Here is a 25,901-nt window from a genome sequence, read left to right as displayed (position 1 = left end):
CTCGGCAGACCACTAATCGGGCACCGACATGAAGGCCCGCCCGCGAGCGAACTCGCGCATTTCCTCCCTTGCCCTGTTTGCGGGCAACAGATTGATATGCGCGATTTTCGCCAGGTCACGCCGATCAGGGCGGCGCGGGAAGCGACAGAGCGCGACGTCACTCTGCGCACCAGCGAGCCCATCTGGATCAGGGTTGCCGACGAAAAGCGCGGCCACATATTCGAATACAGTTTCAGCCTGTAGGTGGCGATCCAACTCGGCTACTGAGTTTTTGAATGGCATACCATGCCGTCGACCTCGATACGCAAGTTCGACTATGACCCGAACACCAGGGTTCTCTCGGTTTGGTTTGTAGCGAGCGGGAAGAAATACGAGTTTTTGGACGTACCTGCTGAGGCGTTTGCCGCGTTCAAAGCTGCCTTTGCCAAGGGCGTCTATTTTAACAGCCACATCCGGAACCGTTATGCATTCCGGCTCGCGCTAGGCAGGCGCGAACTTGCAAATCTTCCATGATAAACGGCGAATGATAAAAAGCCCGCTGACGTCTGGCGACGCTGCAGGGATGGCCCGCGCCTGCTTCGGGGGCTGCGCGGGCCGACCATGACGAGTGGAGAGGACATCTTGGTCACCGGCACGGACCGCTGAAGAACGAGCCAGCTGTGGCCAAACAGCTTCAGAGCGGGAATGTTCCCGCCTGACGCAAAAACACCCGTGGCTCAGCCGGCGGGCTCTGTTTCAGGGGCACTGTGCACGGGCGCGGCGTCTGCCGTCAATGCAGTTTGCCGACTAGCCGAGCGTATTCGGCTTCAGCCCTGCCATAGGACCCATCAGCCAGCGCAATTAGACGCGCGCGATCAAGGATGACGACCTCTCCTCGCATCGATCGTATCAGACCTTGGCCCTCCAAGGTTTGCAGCGCTATGGTGACGCCGGGCCGCCTGACACCGAGCATGACTGACAAGAACTCGTGCGTAATCGCAAAGCGGTTCCCGTCGACGCGATCATCACACATCACCAGCCATCTTGAGAGCCTGTCGACGATGTTCATCCGGGCATTGCCGAGAGCGGTGAAGCTTGCCTGGAGGTGAAAGTAGTGAACGTAGCGGAGCAGAAAAGTTCGCAGGGTTGGGCTTGTCAAAAGCGCCTTGCTGAAGAGGCCCGCGTCTATACCAAAGGCTCGGGCTTCTAATTGCACGTAACAATCGTGCGTTGATCGGTCATCGCCCATGACGAGCGCTGAGCCGGTCATGCCCTCACAACCAATGATTCCGATCTCAGCTTCGATACCAGGCCGCAGCTCGCCCACCACTGACCCGAGACCGCTCTCGAAGAAGTACACGGTGCTGATTGGTGACCCCGCCACTTCGAGATGCGTCTTCAGCCCAAGGGAGACGCTTTCGAAATGAGGTTGCAGCAATGCCAAATCTGCCGAGCACATTCGAAGCAGCAGCGAATTGCGATAGATCGAATTTTGGCCGGTGTCGCGTTGCGCGGCAGTGTGAGTTTGTGACCTGGAGTCTGTCATAGCTCCCTCTCCCTATCGGGGCGGAAGCATGTTGATCGCTCACAGCCGACGGACGCCCTTGGAGTTGCCGTCGATGGCACACTCTATGCCTGCGGACCGCGGATGTCCCATTCTTAATTTAATTGCATTGATCGGCCCGAGCCAACCTTTGGCGCGCCCGCGCTAAGACGGCATTCAGATGCTCCAGGAATTCGTCATCACTTTTCGTTGACAAACCGCGTTGTCGAACGCGAGTGACAATGCGCTCCTGGAGTGAAACCGCTGTCTCATAGTGGTCCACGATCAGCTGATATGAAGCGTTCACTGGGGCGGATTCGAAGAGCTGAGCCATTGTGGCAATGTAGTTCCAAGATGATGAGAGTCGATGCGGCCGCTGCTTTGCGTAACAATCGTACAATGTGCTCAAGAATGTGCGGTTACCTGATCTATACGGCCTATCCGGAGGTGGTGTGGAATTCTGCTGACTTAGCAGCACGGATAGAACTCGTGATCCGCCACGCAGCACGCGCCAGATAGACCAATAGGGCGTAACTAGCGACGCGAGCGCCGCCGCTGCGATGCAGTGAGCCGAATGCGCCGAGGCCCATCAACTTCCACAGGGTCACCTCGGCAGTGGCCGCCTCACCCCGGTCATGTCTTCGCTGAAGGATTTCACCGCGTCTTCAGCCTTGGCAAAACGCTGAACCAGCTTGTCGGTCTTGGCGTACATCTTCGATCGGCTGGCGGCTGGGCGCTGCTCGGATTGCTCGTAAGAGAGCGCGGCTCAAGCATCGCTGTCGTTTAATGTCGCGCCGGATCTCGGTTGCGTCTCGCTGAACGCCCTCCATGGACGCCCTTCATCGTTGGGCCACCAGGGTCTTTCTTGTTGTCTGAATAGCCGCCTTCGCGCGTGAGCACCTTGGCAGGCGCTTTCTTTTCGCGCGAAATTGCCACCGTTTTAAAGCGGGAGGGTCGGGATGCAGGTTTTCGATGACATCGAGGCGCTGCTGGATGCGGGTGAAGCCTCGACGGCACTTAAGGAAGTGCGGGCGCTGGTGCATCAATTTGGGCGCGGGTCCAGTGTCTTGGCGGGCGCGATCGACGACCTCCTTATCGACCTGTCGACGCTATCATTCGTCGCCGATGCTTACGGAGACCGTATCGCAGAGGCGGCGAGCATGCTGGCTCGAAAAAGACTATTGAAGATCAAGTTGCTCGCACCTCGTCAGAACGTGGAAGCGGTCAGCTAGAGATTGGTGGTCGCTACCAGAAACGTGTCGACCTGCTCGGTGCTCCGAGCGCATCGAAACCTCTCGCCATCATCGGTTCCGTATGGACGAAAGAGCCTCCTGACCTTGCGACCAGATGAAAGCTTGGACTTGCGGCAGACCGCAAGCAGTTGGAGCTTGAATTGCCGACACACTCTCAGGAACCGTTGCCGGGATCGCACTCCATTGGTCGTCGGCCCAGATCCGGCGCGCTCGCTTAAGGTGCCGGTCGAATATGGCCAGCTTCTCTTCGTAGCCGAGCCGCACTCTGGACCTGCAGCTATCGCATTTGAAACCGGCAATCGTTTGCAGCCAGGATCCCCTTCTCACCATAGGGCGTGAACAGGGGGGCATTGGAATTCTAAAGGTACGTCGCGCAGTTCATTTGATAGAGGCACTGTGCATGTTCTCCTCAGGGGCACGGCCACTGCAACAAAGTACAAGGAGAAATGTTTCCGGGTTCGGCCATTTGCTCGAAAGAATCGGACCTAAGTCTAAATGGTGAGCGGCCCTGAAACCCATTCGCCTTGGTGTCGGCCTTTGCGTCGGAAATTGAAAATAGCGAGGGTTCGAGGGCGGCCCCGGGCGTGAGGCTGGCAAGTGGGCCAAGACGGCGGCGGTAAGGCGGAGCCTGTGGCGATCAAATAACCGGTTCCCCTAGAATCTCCTTCACCCAGCTCATAGTTCTCAGCCCGTATGCCATTCCGGCGCAGTCGGCAAACCAGTCGAAGACGCTCATGTCACGCCCTGTGACGCATTGAAGGATTTCGATCGCTGCGCCCGTTAAAGCAAGTAGAACCGCCAGCCGGACCACCTGTTGGGGCCAGCCGAGGCTACCCAAAGCCGACAAGGTGGCGAACGCAGCGGCGTGGTTGAGCTTGTCGTGATGAGACGTAAAGGCCAATCCGAGGGCGTGCAGCAGGTGGTCTGGCAATAGGGCGAGCAACAGGACGACTGCCAACGTGGAGAGAAAGGCAGCCCTTGCCATGCTCTGATAAAAGGTCGACTGCGGCAATCTATTCGTAGCACTCCCGGTTCCTAGTTCTCGCTTCCCCGACCGACGCACTGGGCAGGGTCAAACCTGCATCTGAGCTAAGAGCGCGAACAACTGGCATGCTTAACAGGCCTCCTGATGTCATCAGTAAGTTCCATGAAACAGCCCATGTCACTCTGGATGGTTCCATAGGGCGCTGCGAATGTCGCCCTCCATTGTGATGAGGCCGAGGGATTCCTGCCGAAAAGGCGCGGCGGAATAGGCGAGCCGTTGGTACCGCTTGCGCCCAGGTGCGATGCGTATCATGCCGGGCACGGCTGGGCGGGAGCGGAACTCTTTCCAGCCTTGGCCCGGCTGTGCAGCCCGGCCGACGCCCTTCTGAATTCAATTATCGCCCGCGTCGCGGCTAACAGACGAAACCGTTATTTAGTCTGGTCATCCCTCCCTCGGTGATCTCGCCTTTACAGATTTCAATCCTAGACGCTAAGCCAGCAGCGGCCACTCGCTGCTGTCCAATCAACAAGCCTCAAACATCAGGTCGCGGTTATATGCAAAAAAGCCGGCCACCTTTCAGCAGCCGGCCAGTGCAAACAAGGAAGGGAACGTTGCACTGATGGGGCAGTGCACCGTCCGAAGCGTTTCCAAGCGACAATGTTCCACCGACGAGAGAACAAAGAAGGCTTCACCGCCAGCGCACATTCCCCTTAGCCGCGCTGTGTTGCCGTCGGCTAGACTAGTGTCTAAAGGCCTTTAACCAGCCACGGATCGGTGTCGTATCCGAGGCGCGGCTTTTCCGGCGTTCCACCGGCCGGCAATTTGGCGGTTCCGGTCGGCCTGCAGTCCAGCTCGAGCACCTGCTTCTTGGCCGAGTGCTTCGTAGAGCAAAGGTCCGTGGCGTCACTCACCACCACCTTCTTCTCCTTGGAAACAGCGACACCAGTCCCAGCGATCACGATCGCCGCGCAAAACACAGCTACTCTCATCATACTCCCCACCGTTGCTCCTCCCCAAAAAGGCTGAGCATGACGTTACGGCACATTTAAATTAGCGCAAGCGAATATTAGCTGCCTAGTCCCCTTCACATCGGCTCTGGTCGCCTCCCCCTTGCTGCTGCGCCTTGCGAAACCGGGAGCGCGATATGGTAGGATGGGCGCATGCCTGCTCATGATCGGAGGGCCGATGTTCATGACTTGAGCTCGACATGGCAGAGGGCTGCAACCGTCAAGTTTCCCAAGTCGTCGTGGCGATGAACGATCGCGTCGAGGATCGCTTACTAAGCGGCGTTTACTAGGTTCCGCTGGTCTAGCCCTACGCGATCACACCATAACCACGTGATGACAAATCAGCCATGTGTGGGGCGCGGCGGGCCTGTTCCGCTTGTGGCCGGCGCCTACCCACCCGGGTTCCCCAACCATGGGCGTCGGCCATTTTCGTTCTCTCAGCTATTATAGGCCTTTGCTATCGGCCTATGTGTTGGCCTTGGATGGCGAGATCGCGGTTAGATCACCTCGTTCGTTTGGATGTTTCGCTGGCGTTGGGAGGAGGCGCATATGTTCGCCAGCCGGCGGATACCACACCGCCCCACCGGTCAGGCCCAGCGCGCCCGCTGCAAAGTCCCGCAGACGGCTGCTGGGCCGCTGGCGGGCAGCGGCTACTTGCTGATGATCCAATCCACCAAGCCAGTTTCGATCAGCTCGCACCCAGTGAAATCGCGCACCAGGGCCTTGGCTAAATCACGTTATTGACACTCACGCGTACCCGTTTCCCCTACTAGGGCTCGGAATGCAGAGCGGAAAACGTCGGCTTGAAACGCGGAGACGGCAACAGTAGACGGGTCGGCATCTTCCCAGCCTAGCGCCACGTCGCGACGACGTTGACGAAGGCGCTTAAGAAGCTCGCGTGAGGCTCGGATGGCCCTGCGCGATTGATCCATGTCCCAGCGAAATGTGGCGGGTTCCGCCATGGACTTCTGGCGCATGAGCAGGTGGCCGTAGTGGCCGATCGAGCGATATCTATGGGCGTTGCAACCATCGCAGCCTCCCAGAAAAGGCAATGGCAAACGACACATTAATAAGCTCGCCGAAACTCTCTCTGCAATGAAAAGAGTTGTACGAATTTGACCAACCCGCACCTTCAGTGATGCCGGGCCGCTACTATCCTCGCTCATGTTCTGTCATCGCAATGAAGGACGACATCTCCGAGCACCCGTAGCACACCTGTTGCATGGAAAAAGCTGTAGGCGTTTATAGGTGCCCGGGCACTCCGCCATTAGTTTGCGTTGTGGCGCGGGACAAAGCAGGTTTCCTCACTCAGGCTGACTACCGTGAAGCGGGGCACAAGCCCGACTTCGACGCATTGCCTTGGGAAGCTGAATACAGGGCCGCCAACTCAACCAAGCCGGCCGTATCCTAGCTTGCAACCAGGGGCACCGTGACAGTCGTGGCGTAATTTATCGGATACTGGTCGAAATACGGGAAAGCGATGACGAAAGCATAGCTGGCGGTCAGATGCGCCATCTTGAAACCGCCGCTGGCAGGGTCGGTCGCGATCGTCACAATGACGTTCTTCAGACCCAGGTTCACCAATTTCTGCGTGGCGATGGCCTGGATGTCGCTCTGCGAAAGCGTGTTGTTCAGCTGCAGCGCCCGGGAAGAGGTTTCCAGTGTATAGCGGACGGTCGACACGGCATTCATGGCCCAGCCGAAGGCGAAGATTCCGAACAAAAGCATCACCAGGAAAGGCGCGATCAAGGCGAATTCCAGCCCGGCTGCGCCGGAGCAGTCACGGCGCCACCTGGATCCGATCCTTTCAGCGGACACGGATCACCTGCTGATGACTGATCGCGCGCGGGTCCGGGAAGACACCGAAGTTAAACGGGGGCACCCAGGTGCCCGTCGCCGTTATCTGGACGAAGACGGTCGGCAGCTTCGTTCCGCCGCAGATGGTGGTCGCATCCACGACCGTGGCGCCGCACAAATAGGAGCGGACCAGTACGACCGCGGCGTCCTCGGGCTTGTCGTTCCAGCTCGAAAGCGCGACCGCCTGCGTTCCGGTGTCATTGGACGCGCCGGCCATTACGAGATTGGCCGCGGTTTTGACGCCCGCGCGCATCTGCAGGTAACTCGTCACGTAGGACCAGCCGTCGGCGATGCCGAGGCAGACGAGGCACAGGATGGGCACCAACATGGCAAACTCCACGGCAGCTATCCCGGATTTGTCCAGGACAATGCGCAAGGTCCGCCCACCCATCCCGCTACTCGACAAGCTGAACGGACAGTGCCGCCGGAATGTCGTCCATCCCGAGGCCTTTGCAGTTCTGCTTGATCGTCGTACTGCCTGACCACTGGATAGTGTCGGCGACGACCTGAGTGCAGCCACCGTTCCCCGAGAAGTTGCCAAGGTAGTTGACCTGCTGCCTGGGAAAATAGATGGCGCCGGTCAAAAGCGAGTCCGCTGTGCCGTTGAAGGTGCTCTGTGCCGCAGTCCCGGTCCTGTCGCCGTAGAACAGCACGCCGGAATAGGCTCCGGAGGTAGGCGCGCTCAGCGTCACCTTGGCGTTGCCGTTCATGCTGACGGTGTTGCTGCCTGCCATGAAGATGGTTACCCCGCTGCCGGCGACGACCGCGTTGGCGTTGACCTTCATACCGCCCTGCACGACGTAGACGCCGGGCTGCAGGGTGACGTTGCCGCTGAGGCTCATGCCGCTACAGTAGGTGCCAGGCTGGAGTGTTTGCGACGTCTTGTTGCCGTTGACATTCTTGCAAGGGTTGCCTGCTGTCGGCGTCGCCAAGCCGGAGAAAGGATCGGCTGCCGGCAAGGCTCGGGTGATGTTGGACTTGCAGACCGTGGTCGCTGGATTGTTCAGCACCATGCCGCCGACCGTGATCAGGCAGTCGGCCTTGAGCACAGCCGAGCCCTGCGTCTTTATGGCGTCCGAGGCAATCGAGTCCGACATGACCGAACAGCCGGTGAGGTTGACGGTGGTGTTGCCGGAAAAGAGCGCAGCCTGGGAGGCCGACTGACTAAGCGCGAGTACGCAAGCCTTGGAGGCGTCATTGATCAGCGCCACCGCCCTTGCCTGTTCGGCAACGGGCGCCTGGTTGAAAATCGCCGTGAAGTAGCGATCGAGGTTCTGCTTGACGATGACCTCCACCGCCTTCTTTGCGGTGTTCGGGCCGGACAATGGCGGCGTGTTGACCTGGATCGTGCCCGGCGTGGCGAAATTGTTCGAAGTCGCGGACTGCGTGGCGGCGGCGATGATGGTCGGGTTGTCGGAACCCGCGACTTTCTCGAGCGCACCGGCATAGGCCGCGGCATCGGCAACGGCCTGCAGCTTAAGGCTGCTGTAATACCAGAAGGATGTCTCCATACCGAGGCCGGCGCCGCCAACCACGACCGGCAAGGTGAAGGCAACGATGACGGCAACGTTACCGTTCGTGGCGCGCCTTAGGCGGCTCAAAGCAAACCAAATCCGGGTGAACGCGTTGGATGCCATATGTATTAGAAACCACGAATAGATAAACGAATGTGTAAAAAACCCATTCCGATTCGATGGAAGTCCGACCTGCCAGACGAAACAGGTGTGCTGCAAATCCTCCTCGCCTCGCATGTGCTTCATGCGGCGTCATCACTACGGCCAATGGAGGCGCATTGCTGACCGGCAGCTTTGGGTCGCAATCTGACCGTCCGTGATTGGGAGCCACATGGCTGCGCGGCTGTTCCGCTATTGAGCCTCGACAGGAGTCCTAGATCCGCACACAGGCGTATCTTGGGTCGATCGCGCTTCGCTCATGCGCCAAATTGCCAGGTCGTGAGTTCGGACAGCGGAAGCATTCTCCTCATGGGTGTGGCTTGTCGAGCAGAAGATTTCACGATCACCACCGTAAGCAAGTTTCGGGATGACAGCTTCGTGTTGATCCCGCTGCTCGGCAGCGTCTGCGGTGAAGTCTCCGTTTAGCGGCTTACCCGGATATGACGGCAATGCAGGAGATCGGCAATCTCCTGTTCAAGCACATCCATGGGCCATCACCGTCGCGGCCCTGAGGTTACCCATCCGCAGGAGGGTCCTAAAGCCGCACAACCTTGTCGAGATGTAGCCGTATCCGCTGGCCTTCAGCGAAGGACAGCGCAAACAATTCCAGGCCGAATGAGCGTGTAATTTCCTGGTCGGTCTCTATGATGCGCACGACCCATTCGCCACTGGCTCCGACCACTTCCACGCGAGGCAACGCCTTGCGGATTGGCACCACGTTGCTCATCACATCCTCCCTACGAAAAGCAATGGCAAGTCGATTTAAGACCCTGGTAGTCGGCAGTTCAATAACAAATGGTTTTTCGGATCGGACGAACCACCCTGGATGGGCAGTACGAAGCCGGGCGAATCACACCTCAGTCAGGCGAACCCTCCCGGGAACCTTCCGTGAGATAGCCTCTGCTTTAGGTCGTTGGCATTCAGGATGGCCGCCAGTTCTTCGGCATACTCGATGTCGGGAAGGTCGACAGATGGGTGGCCCGCTACAATAGCCGGCAGCCCGGTGAACACGTCGAATACCGTCCACGTCCCATCCGGTTCCCGCCTTACGCCGTACCGCAGAGTTGCCATGAGAGGATGCTAATGGAAGCCACGAATATATGGTACAAAAAATGCGAGCGGGCGATCGGGCAACAGGCACGCCTTTCCGGAACTTTTGCCGCTGCGACGGGTTCGGTCGGGCATGACCAGAATAGCCGACCTCGGACCGCCCATGCCCGGCAAGCCACATGACCTGACTGGGAAGAGCATTTCTATGCGCGCCCCATTTGCGCGCAAAAGGTAGACCGTCGCGATTTCCGCCGAGTGATGTGGCACGAGCAACCGGTCCACCAGCCGCTGGAATTCGACGCCTAAGAGCGCAGCACAACCCAACTGATCATCGCTATCGAAGCAGCGTTTGTGGGGCCGCCGCTTGTAGGCGCATGGTGGCTAGACCCGAATACGGGTGGGATCGGATGGCGCCACGATTTATAGCGAAACCACTGTCCTTGGCCGACCGGAATCGGCGGCTGGCTGGTCCGGGCCGGAATGAACCGGGGCAATGCTCGGCTCAAGCTACGCTCTCGATGAATTGCAACTGGTCCTGGAAGATCGTGCCGTGGAGGTCGGTTTCGGCGGCGCGTTTTACTGCCGCACCTTCTCGGTGGGGCAGCATTCGTTTGCGGTGTTGATCGCTCGCAGGATGTCGTGAACGCTGCCTCCCACCGGTTCGCCGATGCAGTGCGTGCCGGACGAGCCGAGTTCCGAACCGGGCTAGTCGAGGACTTGCCCTTGCCGGATAGCACATTCGACAAGGCTCTCAGCGTCCCACAGTGTACTTCTGGCAAAGCCTTCGAGCTGGATCCGCAGAGCTCCATCGCGTCCTCAAACCAGGCGGTCGCGTCGTGCTTGGCTTCCTCCCGAAGGCGCATATGGACCGGATGAACATGCCGGCCGATATTTTTACACCTCACGAGCCGGATGAGGTCATTGCTGCCTTGCGAGAGGCAGGGTTCAGCGACCCTGAAGTGCGGAGACCGAGCACGGAAGCCGCCTGGCTCGTTGTGACAGGCATGCGAAGGTAGGTTTCGGCACCTAGACGCGGAAAAGCCCACCGCCGAAGTAAGTGAGCTTTGTTGCAGGGCCGTAGTTTGCCTAAGTTGCTCTGGGTTCAACACTGGGTGCCGATTGCGCTGTCACTGCGCTGAGACGCCCACGTTTGGCCAGTACTGGCTTGCTGTATTCTTTCTTCACGGCAGTCCCTCTCTAGCGAATTCGGCAAAGCGCCGGTCTAAATGTTGTCACTCATCGGTGCAGGTTGATGGCGTGCACACAGCCGTTACGGCCGAGAGCTTCTCGCGCTTCTTTAATTCAGGCTTCTGATAAGGCTTCTTCATGCAGGGTCCCCACGTTTGTCCCTCAACGCGAAAAATGCAGTGAGGCCGCCACGATTGTCAACCAGAAACACTGAAGTAGCGGCCGACCGACGCCAGGGGACCGGCACGCGCGGTCAGGGCGGCGTGCGCAGCGTGGATGCTGCAATTGCCTGGCCGGTTGCCATTGCCTGCTAACGAGCGCACACTGCTGCGGTCGCCTCGAAAAATCAAAAACAAACAGGCACGAGGCGCTTGGGAGCGATCATCAGGCTTTCGCCCGACTACTTGGGAGAAGGCCCATGCCCACACCGGCACAGAGCCGGCTCATGTATTTTGTCGTGTTATCCCGATCATGCGAAGACGTTCGCTCTGGTGCGGGACGACTTCAAGTCCTTTTCAAGGGTGTTGGGAGGTTGGCCCACGGCTGAAGGGCTGCACAACCAAGGGGCGACGATCAGCTTCTGCACTTTCAGACACATCGTGATAACCTGTCGGTCATGAAATCGGAGGCTTGAGAGAAACGTGGGCGGGCCCCAGGAGAATAATTTCTGCCCATGGGGAAGGCGATGTCCGCGCTAGCCGGAATGTCAGCTACCGAAGATCCGCCGCCTGAAGGCTGCCAGTCCGCTAACGGCCGCCCCAAAGCTGCCGGTCAACACAAGGTCGCATCGGAACCGATCCTTCGCATCCCCCGTTATCGAATGGAAGGGACATTACTTGTCATTAGGAGATGAAGAATGAAACGGCTTCTTTTTGCCACTGCCATGATGGCTGTTTCCAGCGGGCTTGCGTTCGCGGGGACGACAGGGACAACAGGGACAACGTCGAGTGGCTCCTCCACTACCACAACGATGCCGACGACAGATAACAACACGGATTCGACCACAACGAAGTCGACCAATTCGAACTCAGCGAAGGACTGTGCGCCGGGCCAGCAGAGTGGCAGTGCCAAGCAATCCGCTCCTGGTCAACAGGATGACACCAGTGCCCAGTCCGCAGCCCCTGGACAGATGAAAACGACTGCCGAAGGTTGCTAATTGTGCCGGGAGAGGCCGGTTTGCACCGGCCGGAATGGATGCCTCCCGCTGCCGACCGGCGGCAACGGTCCGGCCTGCGCGCCCTTCGATCAGCGCGGGCCGTTTTTTCGGATAGTACCTCCCTTAATCGTCCAACGAGCCTGCAGCCTTTTCTTGGGCGAGTCGGATCTTGGGCGAGTCGGAATGCATAGTTAGTTGCGGATGTGATTGTTGAAATAGCGGCCCTTGGCGAAGGCAGATTTGAACGCGACAAATGCCTCAAGCGGCACGTCCAGGAAATCGTATTGCTTCCCCCTTGGCTCAAAACCAGACCGAGAGAACCCTGGTCCGGGTCAATAGTCGAACTTGCGCATCGAGGTCGACGGCATGGGCCGTCGGCCAGCCGGGTATGGACCGCCCTACGGGCTGAGCTGTATTCGAAGATGTGGCCGGGCGTAGAATGACGTCGCGTTCCGTCGCTTCGCGCGCCGCCCTGATCGGAGTTTTCGCGTTGACGGTGTGGGTGGCCGTCACGGCATCGCATGCCATCTCCTCAACACGGTATTTCGGCACTTTTGTTCCTACGCGTCGGTAGCGACTCCGCTTGTTTAGGGTCGCCCTCAAAGAGGAGAATAAGGTGGCAAGCTCGTCGTCGCCCTGCCGCCGGGGGTGTGACCCGGCGGCTTGCACGTTCGACTAGGGTCGTTTCAGCGCTGACCGGTCTTACGGCGTTGGCGCAGGATCCTGTTTGGAAGCCATCTCGTCGATCTTCTCGGCAAGCACGCCATTGGCCCATTCGGTGACCTCGGCGTCTACCGGCTTGTTGGCCATATCGGCGAGCGCGTCATCCAGCGATGGGACGGCGGCAGCAGCATCGGCCGCCGCTATATTGGCCGCATCGAGCGCCGCCTGCGCTGCATCGATCTGCTCCTGGGTCGGGACTTGGTCGGCCGGAGTATTCGGGTCGTTCAATTTGGCGTTCAACGCGTCGACTTCGGCTTGGGCGGCATCTACCGCGGCTTGGGCGCCCTTGGCGGCGGCCGAAGCTGTCACATAAGCCTGAATGCCGGCGAATTTCTTGCTCTTGGAATGCATATAGGCGTTGATATTGCGCTGCAGCGAGTTCAGCCGGCCAAGCTTGGCGTGAATGTTCTTTTCCTTGGGCGTCGCGGCGACCTCAATGTCGTCGACGGCGACCTGGTCGTCGGCCGAGGCCTTCTTTCCGGCGTGAGCCGATGCCGACTTGCCGTGCGAAGCGCTGTTGCCGGACTTCCCGCCGCTGTTGCCGGACTTGCCGCTATTGCCGTGACCACCGCCATTGCCGTGACCACCACCATTGCCGTGACCACCACCGTTGCCGTGACCACCACCGTTTCCACCCGCGCCAGCGAAAGCAGGAGCGGTCACTAGCGCAAGCGCGGCAAGCGCTGCCAACAGCGTTTTTCGGGATGTCATGGTACCTCCTCAGGCGAATAGCCACCTCGACGATTCGCTATAGAGCGGCTTATAAGAGTTTCCTAATCCGACTGAATGAACTTTAGATAAATGCTTGTTGCAATGAGCGACTGACGACTGCGAAGCTCTTTGTAACCGTCTGAATTTTAACAAAAAATTCGGAGTCGCAGACCCTATCGGCCTTTTGCGCGACTGAAGTCCCATACCGATCGGACCTTGGTCGGGCGATGCACAACTGCGGAATGCTTGCGGCATTGCGGAGTATGGCGTCACCATGTGGCTGCGACTGCGCAATGTAGACAACTCGCCGGGCGAAGACCCCAACTACCTCGAGCCCGGCGAGCCTTACACCTGATCAGAGTACGCGATCAGGACCGGGGATCAGCCGGCGAAAGATGTGGGTGCAATATGGGTGCCAAACTATTCGTCCCAAATTGGGACCATGCTGCGGCCGGCAAGCTGCGCTTAGCTCTCATAAAAGGCTTAGGCGCTGGCATCGGAAATGGGGATCGCTGGTTAGATCGCTTCCTTCCCCCGTTTGTATGATTCGTTGGCATTGGCAGGCGTGCGCATATTGTTTGCTGGCCGGCGCTGAGTCTCACCGGTCGGGCCCAGCGGCCCGCCCGCCGCAAAGTGTCCCCCCGCGACAAAGGCTGCTTGGCCGTCCTAGCGCCGATCTGCTCCGGCAATGGCCGCGTCAATGCCCGCTCGGCTCCAGCAACAGCTTCATACTTGGTTGCGACGGTTCCGCGCGCGCCGCCGTCATCGAGCGAATCTTACTCGCCTAACCCGGATCGTGCCGCGTCCGCTTTCCGGGACGCACGGATCTATGCTCAATAGCTAATGTCAGGAGCGTACCTGAATTGGTCCTCGAGCCGAGATAGCGCGTTACGACACACGACATTGCGATGTCCAGAAATCGACCGTTTTCGGACAGCTTGTGGCGGCCGTAGCACAGCGGGTTGTTTCGCAGGTGCTGTGTCCGGAAACTCTGTCCGGATTTCTATTGTTCGGCATACGCGATTTGCGCCGCCACCCGGCTATGTTCCCGACTGCATATTATGAGACATTTGGCGCCGTGGCCCAATTCGCTCACCTAGGGGAAATGGACTCGACAATTCGAGTTGACTGTCGTTCCCGATCGAGCGCAAGTCCACCTCACAAGTCTGGTGAACGTCTGCCAATATAATCGAAATATCTTCGACGACGATTTCTAGGTGGCATATTGGAGAAGGTGACCTTCGAATGAGTGCCTTGTTATTTTCTGGCTTCAGTTCAACAGTTCCCGAGCCCCTGGGCCGTCGCTCGCTGATGCCAAACCAAACGCCTGCCCGAGGGCGAGTGCCAGTTTCGAATGCTTTTTCGCAGCATGCTTATGACGAGCATTGGCTACAAGATTTGCTGTTTCGGCATCCCGAGTTGATCGTGGCCGACCGCCTTGAAGGCAGCTTTGGCGATGTCGTGCCTTTATGCCGGGAACTCGCCATTCCTCGAGCGGGCGGGACAGTGTTCGCGGATATTCTGGGCGTCGCAAGGACCGGCCGACTGGTCATTATTGAGTGCAAGCTTTGGCGCAACCCACAGGCGCGACGGGAGGTGTTGGCGCAAATCCTGGAATATGCCGCGCTGCTGCGACGCTGGAGCTTCGGTGATCTGACCGCACGGATTAAACGCAAGCTGCCATCCCATGAGCCGAACCCAATCTTTGCCGCGGCGAAGCTCCGGTGGCCAGATCTTGAAGAGGCTTCATTCGTGGATGCGGTAACGCGGTCGCTAAAGCTGGGTGACTTTCAGCTCATCATTGCCGGAGATGGCATTCGCTCGGACACGCACGCGATTGCCGAACATCTTAATTCGCAAGGTGCGGGCCTAGCTCAGCTGACACTGCTTGAGATCCAATTGTGGCAGGCGGCTTCGGGTACCATTGTCGTGTTACCAATAGTGCCCTTGCGGACTAAAGTCCTTCAGCAAAGAGTTTTGGTCGACGGCGGCGGCGTGCCGCTCCAGCTGGAGACGCAGGAAATCGCGCCTCAGAAGCCAGCGAAACGATGGAGAGCGTTGTTGATCCGGAAAGCGGCAGTCGGCGAAGCGTCAATCGTGCGTTCTGGCAACGGTTCATAGACCACGTTCAATTCGATCATTCCGACCAGTTGCCAGCGCGTCACAGTGGCGACAACTGGGTCAGGATACCGCTCTCAAAGCCCCTAGGCTGGATTACAGGTTTTCGCTCCACTGGCGCAAAGGCTGAAGTGGGTTTGTTTCTGACCTTCAGGGACGAGGATGGGTAAGTTCTTTTCGATGAGTTCGACGCCCACATTGCAGAGCTGCGCAGCGAAAGCGGCCTCGATTTGGCAGCAAGGTTGAAATCCGCCGCACCGTTCTATACCGAACTCGGCGTATTCAGACCGCGGTCGACCTTCGCTGACGAGGAACAGCAACTCGACTGGCTCTGTGATGCTGCAAATCGATTTGTCTCTCTGATCCGGCCTCGGCTTAGCGTGCTGGCGGAAGCCGCCGAATGACACGGCTTCTCAAGTGGGAACGACTGGCCTTGAAGGGCGACTTCTCGGCGATGCCCGGGCCCTTCGAGTGGGATCAGTCAGGGCGCTTCGCCCATTTCCTGAACGGGTACGACGTCGCCGGAGGAATGGACCCTCTTGCCGGCCTTGCCATCGGAATGTCGGAGCAAGCTCGCAAGATTGGCAAATGGGACGGCAGCGCGCTCGACCTTTGGCTCTGTCTGTTCTTCCAGCATCGAGCGCATCGTCATATGGGCTCCGAAGATAGCGACCCGATACTCGACGAACTTTGCGAGGCGCTGCGAGTGAGGCTCAGTCGGCTGTCTCCAGCCGAGGCGAAAGCATTGGCTTCGCGTCTCAACCAGAACGCCGCTTAGGCAATGAGCTCTTGCCCTTCCGACGCTCGATTCCGCATCTGCCTGATCAATGTACTCTTGCACATCGGCGGTTCGCGGCTCGACCGTCAGTATATCGTCGCAAACGCAATCCATTCGCGGAGCGGTGTCCAAGGCGACGGGGGATCAACGAAGCCTTTGAACATTCGGCTGCCTCTATCCGTGCCGGTCAACCTGTCGCGACGGCGTCAGAAAACTCTCCTACGCTATCTAGTTGTATAGATCGAGAACCGCTATTTTTGGCGTGTGCCCCAGACAAGCCAGGGCAAACCGCCTCGCGCCTCAAGCAGAGCGCCATCAAGGCCGCTTTCCGCAGTTGTTCGCATATCGAAATAGTTGATAGCTAGTTCCGAAAGGGGGAGCAAAACAGTTTGTCGGCAATCGCTGTATCGCAAGGAGCCGACAAAATTTTTTGTTGCCCCATACTTACACAAAATCGGTGATTTGTGAATCCTAGCTCGAACGCTGCCGAAACACTCTGTGAATTCCGGGTATGGCTAATTTAGATGGTTTTTTCGAATCGTCGATTCTGCGACCTCACAGGCGCGTTACCATGCGGCGCGCACGAATTTCAGAGGATCAAATGGCCACCAAAATCACCACAGTTTCGATGGACGCACTCACCCCCTACCGCAACAATGCTCGCACCCACTCCAAGAAACAAATCCGACAAATTGCCCACTCCATCGAAAAATTCGGTTTCACCAATCCGGTTTTGGTCGACGAGAAGAACAACGTCCTTGCCGGCCATGGCCGGCTCTCAGCAGCGCGCCTGCTGGGTTGGAAGGAAGTTCCAACCCTCTCAATCACCCATCTCAATGAGGCGCAGAAGCGCGCCTACATAGTTGCCGACAATCGCATCGCCGAGAAGGCCGGCTGGGACAAGCAGATCCTGGCCATCGAGTTGCAGGCGCTGGTCGACCTCGACTTCGATGTGAGCCTCACCGGCTTCGACATCCCAGAGGTCGATCTGATCATCAGCGAGTTCTCGCCGAACAATCAGGATGATGAATCGGAAGAGGATGAAACGGGCCTTCCGGAGCAATCAGCAGGACCAGCAATAACGCGGCCCGGCGATCTGTTTCTGCTCGGCGAACATCGATTGCTTTGCGGCAACGCGCTTTCGAAAGAGAATTTCGAGACGCTGATGCAGGGGAGAAGGCGTCCGTCTGTTTCACAGACCCGCCCTACAACGTTCCGATCGGCGGACACGTCAGCGGGCTTGGCAAGACGAGCCACCGGGAATTTGCAATGGCATCCGGCGAGATGTCCGACGACGAGTTCGCAGGGTTCCTGGAACAGTCGTTCTCACTGATTGCTGGGTCGAGCAAGCCGGGCGCTATCGCCTTCGTGTGCATGGATTGGCGTCATATCGCAGAGACCACATTGGCGGGTAAACAGACGTTCGGCGATCTGCTCAATCTGTGCGTCTGGAACAAGACTAATGCCGGCATGGGCAGCCTCTACCGCTCTCAGCACGAACTGGTGCTGGTGTTCAGGAATGGCAAGGAGCCGCATCGCAATAACGTTGAACTCGGCAAACATGGACGTCACCGCAGCAATGTCTGGACCTATCGCGGCGCCAACAGCTTTGGCACCTCGCGAATGGAAGAGCTCGAAGCGCATCCCACCGTCAAACCTGTCGCTCTGGTTGCCGACGCTCTGCTCGACGTCAGCCGCCGCGGCGACGTCGTGCTGGACCCTTTTGGCGGCTCGGGCAGCACGCTACTCGCATCGCACAAGACCGGGCGCCACGCACGCCTTATCGAGATCGATCCCGTCTATTGCGATCTGATCATCCGCCGCTTCGAAAGGCATACGGGCAAGCAGGCAACGCTCGCCACCACGGGCGAGACTTTCGAGGAACTGTTCGAGCAGCGTGGAAGCGTCAAAGCTTCCGGCGTACTCGCCAAAACAGCGTCCGCGACCCCAGCGCCTGAAACTGTGGGAGGCGTGCTGTGACCACCCGGAGAAAGAAATCTGCCGACTACTCGATAGGCTACGGCAAGCCTCCGGCTGAAACCCGGTTCCAGAAAGGAATGTCAGGCAATCCGAAAGGCCGGCCGAAAGGCAAAAAGAACATGAACACGATTGTACGCGAGACGCTCTTTGGGCCGATCCAAATCCAGCAGAATGGCAGGACGACGACGGTGACGGCGCTCGAGGCCATCCTTCTCAAAATGCGCAACAACGCGCTGTCAGGCGATTTCCGGTCGGCGGCCCATGCTCTTCAGCTCGCATCCCGTTGTGCCGAACTTGAGGAAAGCCGGCAACCCGATGCGGAGGTTGACGTGTTCGATCCACAAACGATGGTCGAGATGATGCGGGATTATCTCGACCACAAGGACTCGTCAGAGAACGATACCGAGACCCCTTCCAAGACCGGCGATCAAGGAGATGAGGAATGAACGCCCCCCTCTCCCTACCGGGCCGACCATCCTCCTCGCCCGTTGCACCGACTGCCCTTCAGCTGCTGTTGGGCGCGGCCCGCGTTGACCTGGCGACCTTCGTGGCCCTGGCTTTCTCCGCTGTCGATCCAGGCGCCAAGTATTTGCCCAACTGGCACATCCGCGCCATTGCGCATCAGCTCGAGCGCGTATCCGCGGGCAATTGCAAGCGCCTGATCATTACGATGCCACCGAGATCGTTGAAGTCGGTCACCACCTCGGTCGCGTTCCCGGCATGGATTCTTGGCCGCGATCCGTCGAAGAAAATGATCTGCGTCTCTTATGCTCAACCTCTTGCGGTCAAGCACGCCAACGACTTTCGAACGGTCGTCAACACCGCCTGGTACCGGTCGATGTTTCCGACCTTCAACGTTAGCCCGCGCAAGAACACTGAAAATGAACTGCAGACCACGCTCGGCGGTGGACGCCTGGCGACCTCGACCGGTGGTCAGCTAACCGGCCGGGGTGGCGACATCATCATTATCGATGACCCCTTGAAGGCAGATGAAGCGCATTCGGAATCGGCTCGCAATAGGTGCGCCGACTGGGTTCGCACGACTTTGATGTCGCGCTTCGACAATCCGGCTGCCGGTGCCGTCGTCCTTGTCATGCAAAGATTGCATGTCGACGACCTAGCAGGCGTGCTTCTGGAGACTGGCGGCTGGGAGCATTTGAACCTGTCGGCGATTGCCGAGCAGGACGAACGCGTCCAGACAGGTGTAAATCGCTGGCACGATCGCAAGCTTGGCGACTTGCTGCACCCCGCGCGTCTGGGACACGCCGAACTGGACGGTCTAAAGCGCCTATTAGGATCGCTCAATTTTTCCGCGCAGTACCAACAATCCCCTGCCCCACCGGACGGCAACATGGTCAAGAGGGTGTGGTTTCGCGACTACGATCCGCATCAGTTCGACCGTCGTTCTATGACCATCGTTCAAAGCTGGGACACCGCCCTCAAGGGCGACCCCTCCAGCGATTACTCCGTCGGAACGACATGGGCCAAAGACGACAACAACTATTATCTCCTCGATCTCGTCCGCGTCCGGGCAGCTTACCCAGACCTCATCAAGGCGGTAAAAAACTCCCTTCTGGAGCACTCCCCCGACATCATCCTCATTGAGGATGCGGGTTCCGGCTCAAGTCTCATCGCCGACTTGGAAAGCCAGGACATCAGCACCACGCCGGTAAAAGCCAGAACCGACAAGGAAAGCCGGCTGTCACGTGTTGCCGCAATGATCGAAAACGGCAACGTCAATCTTCCGAAAGACGCGCATTGGAGAGATGACTTCCTGCTTGAGGTGCTCGCATTTCCGCACGGAAAGCACGACGACCAGGTCGACTCCATGACCCAGGCGCTGATTTGGATGAAGGACGACAAGCCGACGGGGAGGTTCTATTTCGGCAAATTTTGAAGTCCTGCTCCAAAGTCTGGGCCAAATGTCAGCTATGCGCCCAATTTCGGCCATTGCGACGCTCCCGTCCATTCACCAGAAGCGGACATTGATGTTTTCGGGGGCCACAGTTAGCTTTCATCAGCTTTCGCATTCATGAATGCAGACTGGTTAGGAAACTGCACAGATTGTTGGGAGGCTGCGTCCGATGATGTGCTGTGAGCGTGCTCCCCAGTTGGCCCCGTTATGAGTTAGCCCTGTTCACGTTGTGATCCTGTCTTTCGTGTCGGGTACTAGCGTTAGATTTACCACTAGCTGGCCGGGCGGATGTTCTGGTTGATGTGGAAAAGGTTGGTAGGGTCGAACTTGCCCTTTAGCGCGGCGAGTCGCGGGTAATTGTCGCCGAAGCTCGCCTGGACGCGCTCTTCGCCTTCGTCATCCATCATGAAGTTGGGATACGCGCCGCCGACGTCGAACGGATGCACAGCTTTCCAGTAGTCGGTGGCCCATTCCTTGAGGACCGGCGCCATTCCCGGATCTGGATCTATCCCGGCGATCACCATGGACCAAGTCACATCACGAGCGTTCCAGGCGCTGTCGCCCTTGCCTAGGCGGTGCACCGCCCCGTCGATTGGGTAAAGATGCATGCACGACGCCGGGCCGGCCCTGCTTGCATGCAGGAGATGCGCGTGGATGGCGGCATCTGGCAGCGCTCGGACAAAGTCGCCCTTCCAATACCATTGCTGCCCGGCCGGATAGAGCGCGTCGAATAAGGTCTGCAACCCTGTGTAAGGAATCGGGCCCGCCCAGTCGATGAGTGGCTTGGGGAGAGCCGCCCGGATGGCATTGACAGCCGCTTCTCCACCCTCGCCGTTATGCGCGACAAGGAGGACGCACATCTTCTTGTTCCAGTGCTCCTGCGGGAATGGATCGCCGCCGGGCACGGATTGCAGTCCGAGGAAGATGTAGAAATCCTCCGGAGCATTCGCCTGGAAATCACGATACCAGCGCATCACCTCAGCGGCATCGCCAACATCGAAGATGATCGGCCCGCCATAGAGCATTTTCGCCGGGTGCGTGCGAAATAAGAAACTGGTCACGACGCCGAAGTTTCCTCCGCCGCCGCGAAGCGCCCACAAGAGATCCGCATTCTCGGTTTCGCTGGCGGTCATGAAACTCCCGTTCGCCAACACCACGTCGGCTTCGATGAGATTGTCGACGGCAAGCCCATATTGCCGGCTGAGGTAGCCGTGGCCGCCGCTCAGCGTCAGACCGGCGACCCCGGTGGTCGAGATGATGCCGAACGGCACTGCCTGGCCAAAGGCGTGGGTAGCATGATCCACGTCGCCTGTAGTGCAACCAGGCCAGACCCGCACCGTGCGGTTCTGTGGATCGACGCGAACGCCCTTCATAGTCGAGAGGTCGATGACGAGGCCATCGTCGACACCGCCGAACCCCGGTCCGTTGTGCCCGCCGCCGCGGATTGCTATGGGGAGTTGGCTGTCGCGGCCGAAGTTCACCGCAGCAATCACATCGGCGACGTCCATGCAGCGCGCAATTAGAAGAGGCCGCTTGTCGATCATGCCGTTATAGAGTTTGCGAGCTTCATCATAGTCAGCGTGATTGCGACCGATTAGCGTGCCTCGGAGATCCTGCGCGAATTTGGCAATGGCGCCGCTGTTCATTCCACCCCCCCCGAGAAATCGCAATACCGAGTTTCCGAGTTCGGATCGAAGGTTGATCAGATAGTTTCTGGCGCGCCGCCTCCCGGCACGGGCCGCCTAGCTGACAATGTTGACCGGCAGCCATCACTTAAGAACAACGCCTACTTTGCCCGAAAATGAGCCCTTGGTCCAAGGGAATCGTGAAATGGGGCCTCATCGCAACTAAGCTGACCCTCAGTGCGGCATGGTGCTATGGCTAACTTCGCGCTAGTTTAGCATGGTGACATCGGCAAAAACGCGATGCAGACGATCGAACACTGGCTGAGCCAGCTCGGCCTCGGCAAATACCTGGAGGCGTTCGTCCAAAACGACGTGGACCTGCGAGCGCTCCCTCATGTCACTGAACGCGACCTCCAGGAGCTTGGTGTCTCACTTGGGCATCGCAAAATTATCATGGCTGCTGTCGCCGGAATTGCTCAGCCAAATCTCGCCGGGTCCCTGGTCCCTTCACCTTCTCCTGCGGGTTCGGAACTTCAGGCCAGCGACCTCGCTCAAGAACCGACTGCAGACCGACGGCTGCTTAGTGTGCTCTTTTGTGACTTGGTCGGGTCGACTGCGATATCTGCCCAACTCGACCCCGAAGACATGCACGAGCTTACGCGACGCTATCAGGACAGTGTTGCAGGCGCGATCACGCGCTTTGGAGGCTACGTCGCGAAATATCTAGGCGACGGCGTGCTTGCATATTTTGGATGGCCCATGGCTTACGAGGATCATGCCGAGCGTGCGATTCGTGCAGGCCTTGAGGCCCTCGCTGCAGTCGAGGCCTTTCAGTCCCCCAGCGGCGAGCAATTGAAGGCGCGGATCGGCATTGCATCGGGGCACGTGGTCGTCGGTGATATCGCCGGCAGCAGTGCAAACGAGCGGGCCTCAATCGCAGGAGATACTCCGAATCTCGCGGCTCGCCTGCAAGCTGCTGCTGCGCCTGGCCAGATCGTGGTGGCAGACGCCACGCGGCGGCTCGCGGGGCAATCCTTCGAGATCGAGAGCCTCGGCGCGCAGGAATTGAAAGGCTTTCGACTGCCTATTGCGCTGTTTGCGGTCCACGGGGAACGAGAAGTGGAAAGCCGTTTCGATGCCGCGCAAACTAGTGCGCTCTCAAAATTCGTTGGCCGCAGCAGTGAAATTGGAATGCTGCTGGATCGCTGGGAATTGGCTAAAAACGGCCAAGGCCAAGCAGTCTTTGTATCGGGAGAGGCGGGAATCGGGAAATCGCGTCTCGTCGACGCGCTTGAGGAACGGTTGCATGAGAACCAGCCCGAGTTAATACGACTGCAATGTTCGCCCTATCACTCCACCTCGGCCTTTTATCCCATCATTCAGCGCCTGAGCCGGCTGGCAGGTCTTTCAGCCGCCGACGAACCTCTGATGCGAGCAGACAAGCTGCGCGCAATTGTTCAGCGTTACGGCGAAGATCCCTCAGAAGTCGGCTCCACATATGCCGAGCTGCTCTCCCTCGATCTGGCCAGTGAATTCACGCCGCCCGATCTCTCCGCCCAACAGCGCAAAGAACTGATCGTCCGCACACTGGCGAACCGGGTGCTGCTCGCGGCAAAGATGGCGCCCGTTTTGTTTGTTGTTGAGGATGCTCACTGGATCGATCCGTCGACCAATGAATTTCTAACAGAGGTTGTCCGTCGCATGCATGGCGCGGCCGTCCTTGTGGTCGTAACACACCGGCCCGAATGGACGCCGACCTGGCCCACGGGGCTGGTTCACGTGACGACGCTGGCCATTGGTCGGCTGACGAAGCAACAGATGCGCGAGCTGATCGACTCGATGCTCGCAGACGTTCCGGATCAGCTTGCCGACAGGATCGTGGAGCGAACTGATGGTGTGCCGCTGTTTGTGGAAGAATTGACACGTTCGATTCTGGAAAGCGGAAAGGCGGCGTCTCTCAATGTTGAGATTCCCGACAGTCTGCAGGGATCTCTCATGGCTCGACTTGACCGTTTGACAGCGGCAGCCAAGGAGGTGGCGCAAATCGCCTCTGTCATAGGCCGGGAATTTGACCGCGGCTTACTTTCCAAGGTTGCCGGTCTCGATGACCCAACTCTCGGCGAAGCGCTCAATGAGCTCATGTCTACCCAGCTCGTTGTCGTCGGCGGTGTGGTGCGAGACGCGCTGGTATTCCGACATGCGCTCATTCAGGATACGGCATACCAATCGCTGCTCAGCAAAAGGCGCCGTCAATATCATGAAGCCATCGCTAATGCGCTCATTGACGCATATCCGGATCTCATCGTGACCCAACCCGAGCTCATTGCCCAGCATTATGTCAAGGCACAGCAAGGCGCGCTCGCGCTGCCATACTGGATGAAGGCCGGCGAACGGGCGCTAGGGCAATCAGCCAACTATGAGGCGGTTGATCACTTTCAGAACGCTGTCGACATCGCGGAGCACCTGCCGGGAGGACCGGCCCGGCAAAAGGAAGTGCTCGAGGCGACCCTAAAGCTCGGGGAGGCACTGAGTGCCGCAGGTCGCTTGTCGGACTCAGTTGCAAAATACAAGCTGACCGCGCACTTGGCTCGCGAGACCCATGACACGAAGGCCTTCGTTCGTTCTGCTCTTGGTTTTGACGGCGCCCAGTTCCTGTCTTCGAAGCTGCTAGACGAATCGCTTCAGCTGCTCACTGAAGCAATGGGTATGCTCGATCCCGAGGATCAGAGGTCGCGGAGCCAACTCCTCAGCCGCCTCACGCGTGCATATTTTTACCTTAGCGACAGTAAGAACAGCGCCAAATGTCACGCAGAAGGGGTTAAATTGGCTCGGCAACTAGGCGACCAAGCTTCGCTTTTTGAACTTTCTGTCCTGCCTTTCTTAACGCCCCGGACCGTGAAGTCCGCGGCAGAGGCAACTCAACTGATGGCGCGGGTAGATGAGATAAAGCGCCTCGCGGCCGGCATCAACGACGATGACCTGCGCGGCCGCGCTCTCGCGCTTGACGTCTACGTCTCGACTGAGCTTGGCGACCGCGCGCGCGCCGATCAAGCCGTGGAGGGGCTGGAAGAGTTGGGAACGTTGCGACAACGGCTCAACATTCTATGGCTTGCGTGGAACGCAAGGGCAATGATGGCCATCCTCGATGGAAGGTTCACCACCGCCGAGAAGCTGGCTGGAGAAGCCTTGGGTCTGGGCAGACAGACGCATGGCGCGGAAGTCGAAGGCGTCTATGGCATGCAGATGTTCACGATCCGACGCGAACAGAATCGCCTGTCGGAGGTGGCTCCGGTGATGAAGAATCTTATCGATGAAAATCCGGATGAGACCACATGGTTGCCAGGGTTTGCTCTGGTTGCGGCCGATTTGGGATACCGGGACGCAGCGCAACGCAGGTTGAGTGAACTAGCGCGTGCTAATTTCGCAATGCCGCCGGATGGAAAGCGAAGCGCATCCCTCTCATTCGTGGCTGAGGTTGCTGTTAGTCTGGGCGACACGGAGGCGGCTCGGACAATCTACAACCTTATGCTCGCCTACAAGGATATGACGATCACGGCAGGAGTCGCAACGGTCTGCTTTGGAGCGGCAAGTCGCTATCTGGGAATGTTGTCGACATCGCTGGGCGATTTTGGGAAGGCCGCCGAGCACTTCGAGCATGCGATGGATATGAACGCAGCCAGCGAATCACGACCTTGGCTGGCGCATTCCCAGGCTGAATATGCGAACTTGCTTATGAAAAAAGGTAGCAAGAAAGCGATTGAGAGGGCAATGTCACTTTCGGAGCAAGCCTCGGTGACCGCGGCTGAACTGGGTATGGTCCGTTTGCAGAAGAGGCTGGAGACAACGGTTCACTAAGTAGGCTCTCATGCCTCACTGCTTCACCACGTTGAGAAGGAGCATGCTTATGCCACGCTACGTAATCGAAAGGGAGTTCGCGGAACAGCTCAACCTCACAAAGGAGGGCGTTGAGAGTGTCAATTTGATCAATGACCAGGAAGGCGTGCAGTGGATTTTCTCGTTCCTCAGCGCCGACAAGAAAAAGAGCTATTGCCTTTACGAGGCGCCTAACCCGGAGGCTATTCGGGCTGCGGCACGAAGGAACAACATCCCCGCAGATGCGATCATTGAAATTGGTGGAGAGATCGGTCCGAATATGTTCTCGTAGCACAATCCTGACCGGCAAAACCGTCGCGAGTACGCCAAAAAGCCGGAGGCCGCTTTGGTAATGCACCTAAGCATCCGCTTCCCGGCCGATTGACCGGAAGGAATATGCCCTAGGTGGCATCTCAGCCGAATGTCCGCTTCTTAGACCGTTGACCTAAAACAACCACTCGGTCTTTTCCGGCCCCAAGGCTGCCGG

General features: G+C 58.4%; 23 protein-coding genes and 1 pseudogene. 13 read left to right on the top strand and 11 right to left on the bottom strand.

Annotated elements, in window-relative coordinates; translation table 11 throughout:
* The first annotated feature begins 96 nt into the window (after window positions 1–96).
* A complete protein-coding gene (locus ACYG9Y_RS04455; RefSeq protein WP_023740336.1) occupies window positions 97–243 on the top strand; it encodes a hypothetical protein in 147 nt (48 codons plus the stop codon).
* Window positions 244–285: 42 nt separating this feature from the next.
* Entirely contained in the window at window positions 286–513 is a 228-nt protein-coding gene (locus ACYG9Y_RS04450; protein WP_023740335.1) for a KTSC domain-containing protein, read from the top strand.
* Window positions 514–769: 256 nt separating this feature from the next.
* Here ACYG9Y_RS04450 and ACYG9Y_RS04445 read toward each other — a convergent pair whose 3' ends face one another.
* Together ACYG9Y_RS04445 and ACYG9Y_RS04440 are read right to left on the bottom strand one after the other, a co-directional pair.
* Window positions 770–1,525, bottom strand: a complete 756-nt coding sequence (locus ACYG9Y_RS04445; RefSeq protein ID WP_023753207.1) for a Crp/Fnr family transcriptional regulator — start codon at window positions 1,523–1,525, stop codon at window positions 770–772.
* Between the two features lie 780 nt (window positions 1,526–2,305).
* Window positions 2,306–2,422 (bottom strand): glycosyl hydrolase 108 family protein, encoded by a 117-nt coding sequence (locus ACYG9Y_RS04440; protein ID WP_245260116.1) that lies wholly within the window; start codon window positions 2,420–2,422, stop codon window positions 2,306–2,308.
* A 59-nt stretch (window positions 2,423–2,481) separates the two neighbouring features.
* On the opposite strand from ACYG9Y_RS04440, the gene ACYG9Y_RS04435 reads away from it, so the two are divergent.
* Window positions 2,482–2,754 (top strand): hypothetical protein, encoded by a 273-nt coding sequence (locus ACYG9Y_RS04435; protein ID WP_023740331.1) that lies wholly within the window; start codon window positions 2,482–2,484, stop codon window positions 2,752–2,754.
* A 658-nt stretch (window positions 2,755–3,412) separates the two neighbouring features.
* Here the strand turns inward: ACYG9Y_RS04435 and ACYG9Y_RS04430 are convergent.
* The 6 genes from ACYG9Y_RS04430 to ACYG9Y_RS04405 form a co-directional block, all read right to left on the bottom strand.
* Window positions 3,413–3,787 carry a VanZ family protein gene (locus tag ACYG9Y_RS04430; RefSeq protein WP_245260499.1) on the bottom strand — a complete coding sequence of 125 codons (375 nt, stop codon included), beginning with the start codon at window positions 3,785–3,787 and terminating at the stop codon, window positions 3,413–3,415.
* Window positions 3,788–4,506: 719 nt separating this feature from the next.
* Entirely contained in the window at window positions 4,507–4,749 is a 243-nt protein-coding gene (locus tag ACYG9Y_RS04425; protein WP_156942351.1) for a hypothetical protein, read from the bottom strand.
* Window positions 4,750–6,174: 1,425 nt separating this feature from the next.
* Window positions 6,175–6,585: a TadE/TadG family type IV pilus assembly protein gene (locus ACYG9Y_RS04420; RefSeq protein ID WP_023708223.1), complete on the bottom strand. Its 411-nt coding sequence runs from the start codon at window positions 6,583–6,585 to the stop codon at window positions 6,175–6,177.
* Window positions 6,575–7,015: a TadE/TadG family type IV pilus assembly protein gene (locus ACYG9Y_RS04415; protein ID WP_023740329.1), complete on the bottom strand. Its 441-nt coding sequence runs from the start codon at window positions 7,013–7,015 to the stop codon at window positions 6,575–6,577. Before ACYG9Y_RS04415 ends, ACYG9Y_RS04420 begins: the two co-directional genes overlap by 11 nt.
* Window positions 7,016–7,019: 4 nt before the next feature.
* The gene (locus ACYG9Y_RS04410; protein ID WP_348625804.1) at window positions 7,020–8,225 is read right to left on the bottom strand and encodes a pilus assembly protein TadG-related protein; all 1,206 of its coding nucleotides are present in this window, start codon (window positions 8,223–8,225) and stop codon (window positions 7,020–7,022) included.
* A 607-nt stretch (window positions 8,226–8,832) separates the two neighbouring features.
* Window positions 8,833–9,024, bottom strand: a complete 192-nt coding sequence (locus tag ACYG9Y_RS04405; protein ID WP_460223103.1) for a hypothetical protein — start codon at window positions 9,022–9,024, stop codon at window positions 8,833–8,835.
* 816 nt (window positions 9,025–9,840) lie between these two features.
* Between ACYG9Y_RS04405 and ACYG9Y_RS04400 the strand changes: the two genes are divergently transcribed.
* Together ACYG9Y_RS04400 and ACYG9Y_RS04395 are read left to right on the top strand one after the other, a co-directional pair.
* Window positions 9,841–9,990: a hypothetical protein gene (locus ACYG9Y_RS04400; protein ID WP_023707523.1), complete on the top strand. Its 150-nt coding sequence runs from the start codon at window positions 9,841–9,843 to the stop codon at window positions 9,988–9,990.
* Window positions 9,987–10,223: a hypothetical protein gene (locus ACYG9Y_RS04395; protein ID WP_444849058.1), complete on the top strand. Its 237-nt coding sequence runs from the start codon at window positions 9,987–9,989 to the stop codon at window positions 10,221–10,223. The genes ACYG9Y_RS04400 and ACYG9Y_RS04395 overlap by 4 nt, the downstream gene beginning before the upstream one ends.
* A gap of 1,659 nt (window positions 10,224–11,882) precedes the next feature.
* Here ACYG9Y_RS04395 and ACYG9Y_RS04390 read toward each other — a convergent pair.
* Both ACYG9Y_RS04390 and ACYG9Y_RS04385 read right to left on the bottom strand, forming a co-directional pair.
* Window positions 11,883–11,975 (bottom strand): annotated as a pseudogene (locus tag ACYG9Y_RS04390) (KTSC domain-containing protein); the annotation flags it as partial.
* Window positions 11,976–12,393: 418 nt separating this feature from the next.
* Window positions 12,394–13,125 (bottom strand): hypothetical protein, encoded by a 732-nt coding sequence (locus tag ACYG9Y_RS04385; RefSeq protein ID WP_023741392.1) that lies wholly within the window; start codon window positions 13,123–13,125, stop codon window positions 12,394–12,396.
* A gap of 1,245 nt (window positions 13,126–14,370) precedes the next feature.
* Between ACYG9Y_RS04385 and ACYG9Y_RS04380 the strand changes: the two genes are divergently transcribed.
* The 6 genes from ACYG9Y_RS04380 to terL all read left to right on the top strand — a co-directional run bounded on the left by ACYG9Y_RS04380 (window position 14,371) and on the right by terL (window position 19,898).
* Window positions 14,371–15,246, top strand: a complete 876-nt coding sequence (locus ACYG9Y_RS04380) for a PDDEXK family nuclease (protein ID WP_156942352.1) — start codon at window positions 14,371–14,373, stop codon at window positions 15,244–15,246.
* A gap of 397 nt (window positions 15,247–15,643) precedes the next feature.
* The gene (locus ACYG9Y_RS04375; RefSeq protein WP_023740378.1) at window positions 15,644–16,021 is read left to right on the top strand and encodes a hypothetical protein; all 378 of its coding nucleotides are present in this window, start codon (window positions 15,644–15,646) and stop codon (window positions 16,019–16,021) included.
* A gap of 601 nt (window positions 16,022–16,622) precedes the next feature.
* Window positions 16,623–17,354, top strand: coding sequence for a ParB/Srx family N-terminal domain-containing protein (locus ACYG9Y_RS04370; protein WP_460222759.1), 732 nt, complete (start codon window positions 16,623–16,625; stop codon window positions 17,352–17,354).
* A complete protein-coding gene (locus tag ACYG9Y_RS04365) occupies window positions 17,240–18,001 on the top strand; it encodes a DNA-methyltransferase (protein WP_460222763.1) in 762 nt (253 codons plus the stop codon). Before ACYG9Y_RS04370 ends, ACYG9Y_RS04365 begins: the two co-directional genes overlap by 115 nt.
* Entirely contained in the window at window positions 17,998–18,447 is a 450-nt protein-coding gene (locus ACYG9Y_RS04360; protein WP_023748222.1) for a DUF5681 domain-containing protein, read from the top strand. The genes ACYG9Y_RS04365 and ACYG9Y_RS04360 overlap by 4 nt, the downstream gene beginning before the upstream one ends.
* Window positions 18,444–19,898 carry a phage terminase large subunit gene (gene terL / locus ACYG9Y_RS04355; protein ID WP_460222760.1) on the top strand — a complete coding sequence of 485 codons (1,455 nt, stop codon included), beginning with the start codon at window positions 18,444–18,446 and terminating at the stop codon, window positions 19,896–19,898. The genes ACYG9Y_RS04360 and terL overlap by 4 nt, the downstream gene beginning before the upstream one ends.
* Before the next feature lie 290 nt (window positions 19,899–20,188).
* Here the strand turns inward: terL and ACYG9Y_RS04350 are convergent, their stop codons facing one another.
* Window positions 20,189–21,562 carry an FAD-binding oxidoreductase gene (locus ACYG9Y_RS04350; protein ID WP_023740160.1) on the bottom strand — a complete coding sequence of 458 codons (1,374 nt, stop codon included), beginning with the start codon at window positions 21,560–21,562 and terminating at the stop codon, window positions 20,189–20,191.
* A gap of 279 nt (window positions 21,563–21,841) precedes the next feature.
* Here ACYG9Y_RS04350 and ACYG9Y_RS04345 point away from each other — a divergent pair, with 279 nt between their 5' ends.
* Both ACYG9Y_RS04345 and ACYG9Y_RS04340 read left to right on the top strand, forming a co-directional pair.
* Entirely contained in the window at window positions 21,842–25,396 is a 3,555-nt protein-coding gene (locus ACYG9Y_RS04345; protein ID WP_023740161.1) for an adenylate/guanylate cyclase domain-containing protein, read from the top strand.
* Between the two features lie 49 nt (window positions 25,397–25,445).
* Window positions 25,446–25,706 carry a DUF4242 domain-containing protein gene (locus ACYG9Y_RS04340; protein WP_023740162.1) on the top strand — a complete coding sequence of 87 codons (261 nt, stop codon included), beginning with the start codon at window positions 25,446–25,448 and terminating at the stop codon, window positions 25,704–25,706.
* Window positions 25,707–25,901 lie beyond the last annotated feature (195 nt).

This window comes from Mesorhizobium sp. W050, assembly GCF_054719535.1.
The sequence above is the reverse complement of the archived record's forward strand: the minus strand, read 5'-3'. Positions and strand labels throughout refer to the sequence as shown.

Excerpts from the sequence above, each read along its gene's own strand:
- ACYG9Y_RS04455 (WP_023740336.1), top strand. The coding sequence starts at position 97 with ATGCGCGATTTTCGCCAGGTCACGCCGATCAGGGCGGCGCGGGAAGCG.
- ACYG9Y_RS04450 (WP_023740335.1), top strand. The coding sequence starts at position 286 with ATGCCGTCGACCTCGATACGCAAGTTCGACTATGACCCGAACACCAGG.
- ACYG9Y_RS04445 (WP_023753207.1), bottom strand. The coding sequence starts at position 1,525 with ATGACAGACTCCAGGTCACAAACTCACACTGCCGCGCAACGCGACACC.
- ACYG9Y_RS04435 (WP_023740331.1), top strand. The coding sequence starts at position 2,482 with ATGCAGGTTTTCGATGACATCGAGGCGCTGCTGGATGCGGGTGAAGCC.
- ACYG9Y_RS04425 (WP_156942351.1), bottom strand. The coding sequence starts at position 4,749 with ATGAGAGTAGCTGTGTTTTGCGCGGCGATCGTGATCGCTGGGACTGGT.
- ACYG9Y_RS04415 (WP_023740329.1), bottom strand. The coding sequence starts at position 7,015 with ATGGGTGGGCGGACCTTGCGCATTGTCCTGGACAAATCCGGGATAGCT.
- ACYG9Y_RS04405 (WP_460223103.1), bottom strand. The coding sequence starts at position 9,024 with ATGAGCAACGTGGTGCCAATCCGCAAGGCGTTGCCTCGCGTGGAAGTG.
- ACYG9Y_RS04400 (WP_023707523.1), top strand. The coding sequence starts at position 9,841 with ATGCTCGGCTCAAGCTACGCTCTCGATGAATTGCAACTGGTCCTGGAA.
- ACYG9Y_RS04385 (WP_023741392.1), bottom strand. The coding sequence starts at position 13,125 with ATGACATCCCGAAAAACGCTGTTGGCAGCGCTTGCCGCGCTTGCGCTA.
- ACYG9Y_RS04380 (WP_156942352.1), top strand. The coding sequence starts at position 14,371 with ATGAGTGCCTTGTTATTTTCTGGCTTCAGTTCAACAGTTCCCGAGCCC.
- ACYG9Y_RS04375 (WP_023740378.1), top strand. The coding sequence starts at position 15,644 with ATGACACGGCTTCTCAAGTGGGAACGACTGGCCTTGAAGGGCGACTTC.
- ACYG9Y_RS04370 (WP_460222759.1), top strand. The coding sequence starts at position 16,623 with ATGGCCACCAAAATCACCACAGTTTCGATGGACGCACTCACCCCCTAC.
- terL (WP_460222760.1), top strand. The coding sequence starts at position 18,444 with ATGAACGCCCCCCTCTCCCTACCGGGCCGACCATCCTCCTCGCCCGTT.
- ACYG9Y_RS04350 (WP_023740160.1), bottom strand. The coding sequence starts at position 21,562 with ATGAACAGCGGCGCCATTGCCAAATTCGCGCAGGATCTCCGAGGCACG.
- ACYG9Y_RS04345 (WP_023740161.1), top strand. The coding sequence starts at position 21,842 with ATGCAGACGATCGAACACTGGCTGAGCCAGCTCGGCCTCGGCAAATAC.
- ACYG9Y_RS04340 (WP_023740162.1), top strand. The coding sequence starts at position 25,446 with ATGCCACGCTACGTAATCGAAAGGGAGTTCGCGGAACAGCTCAACCTC.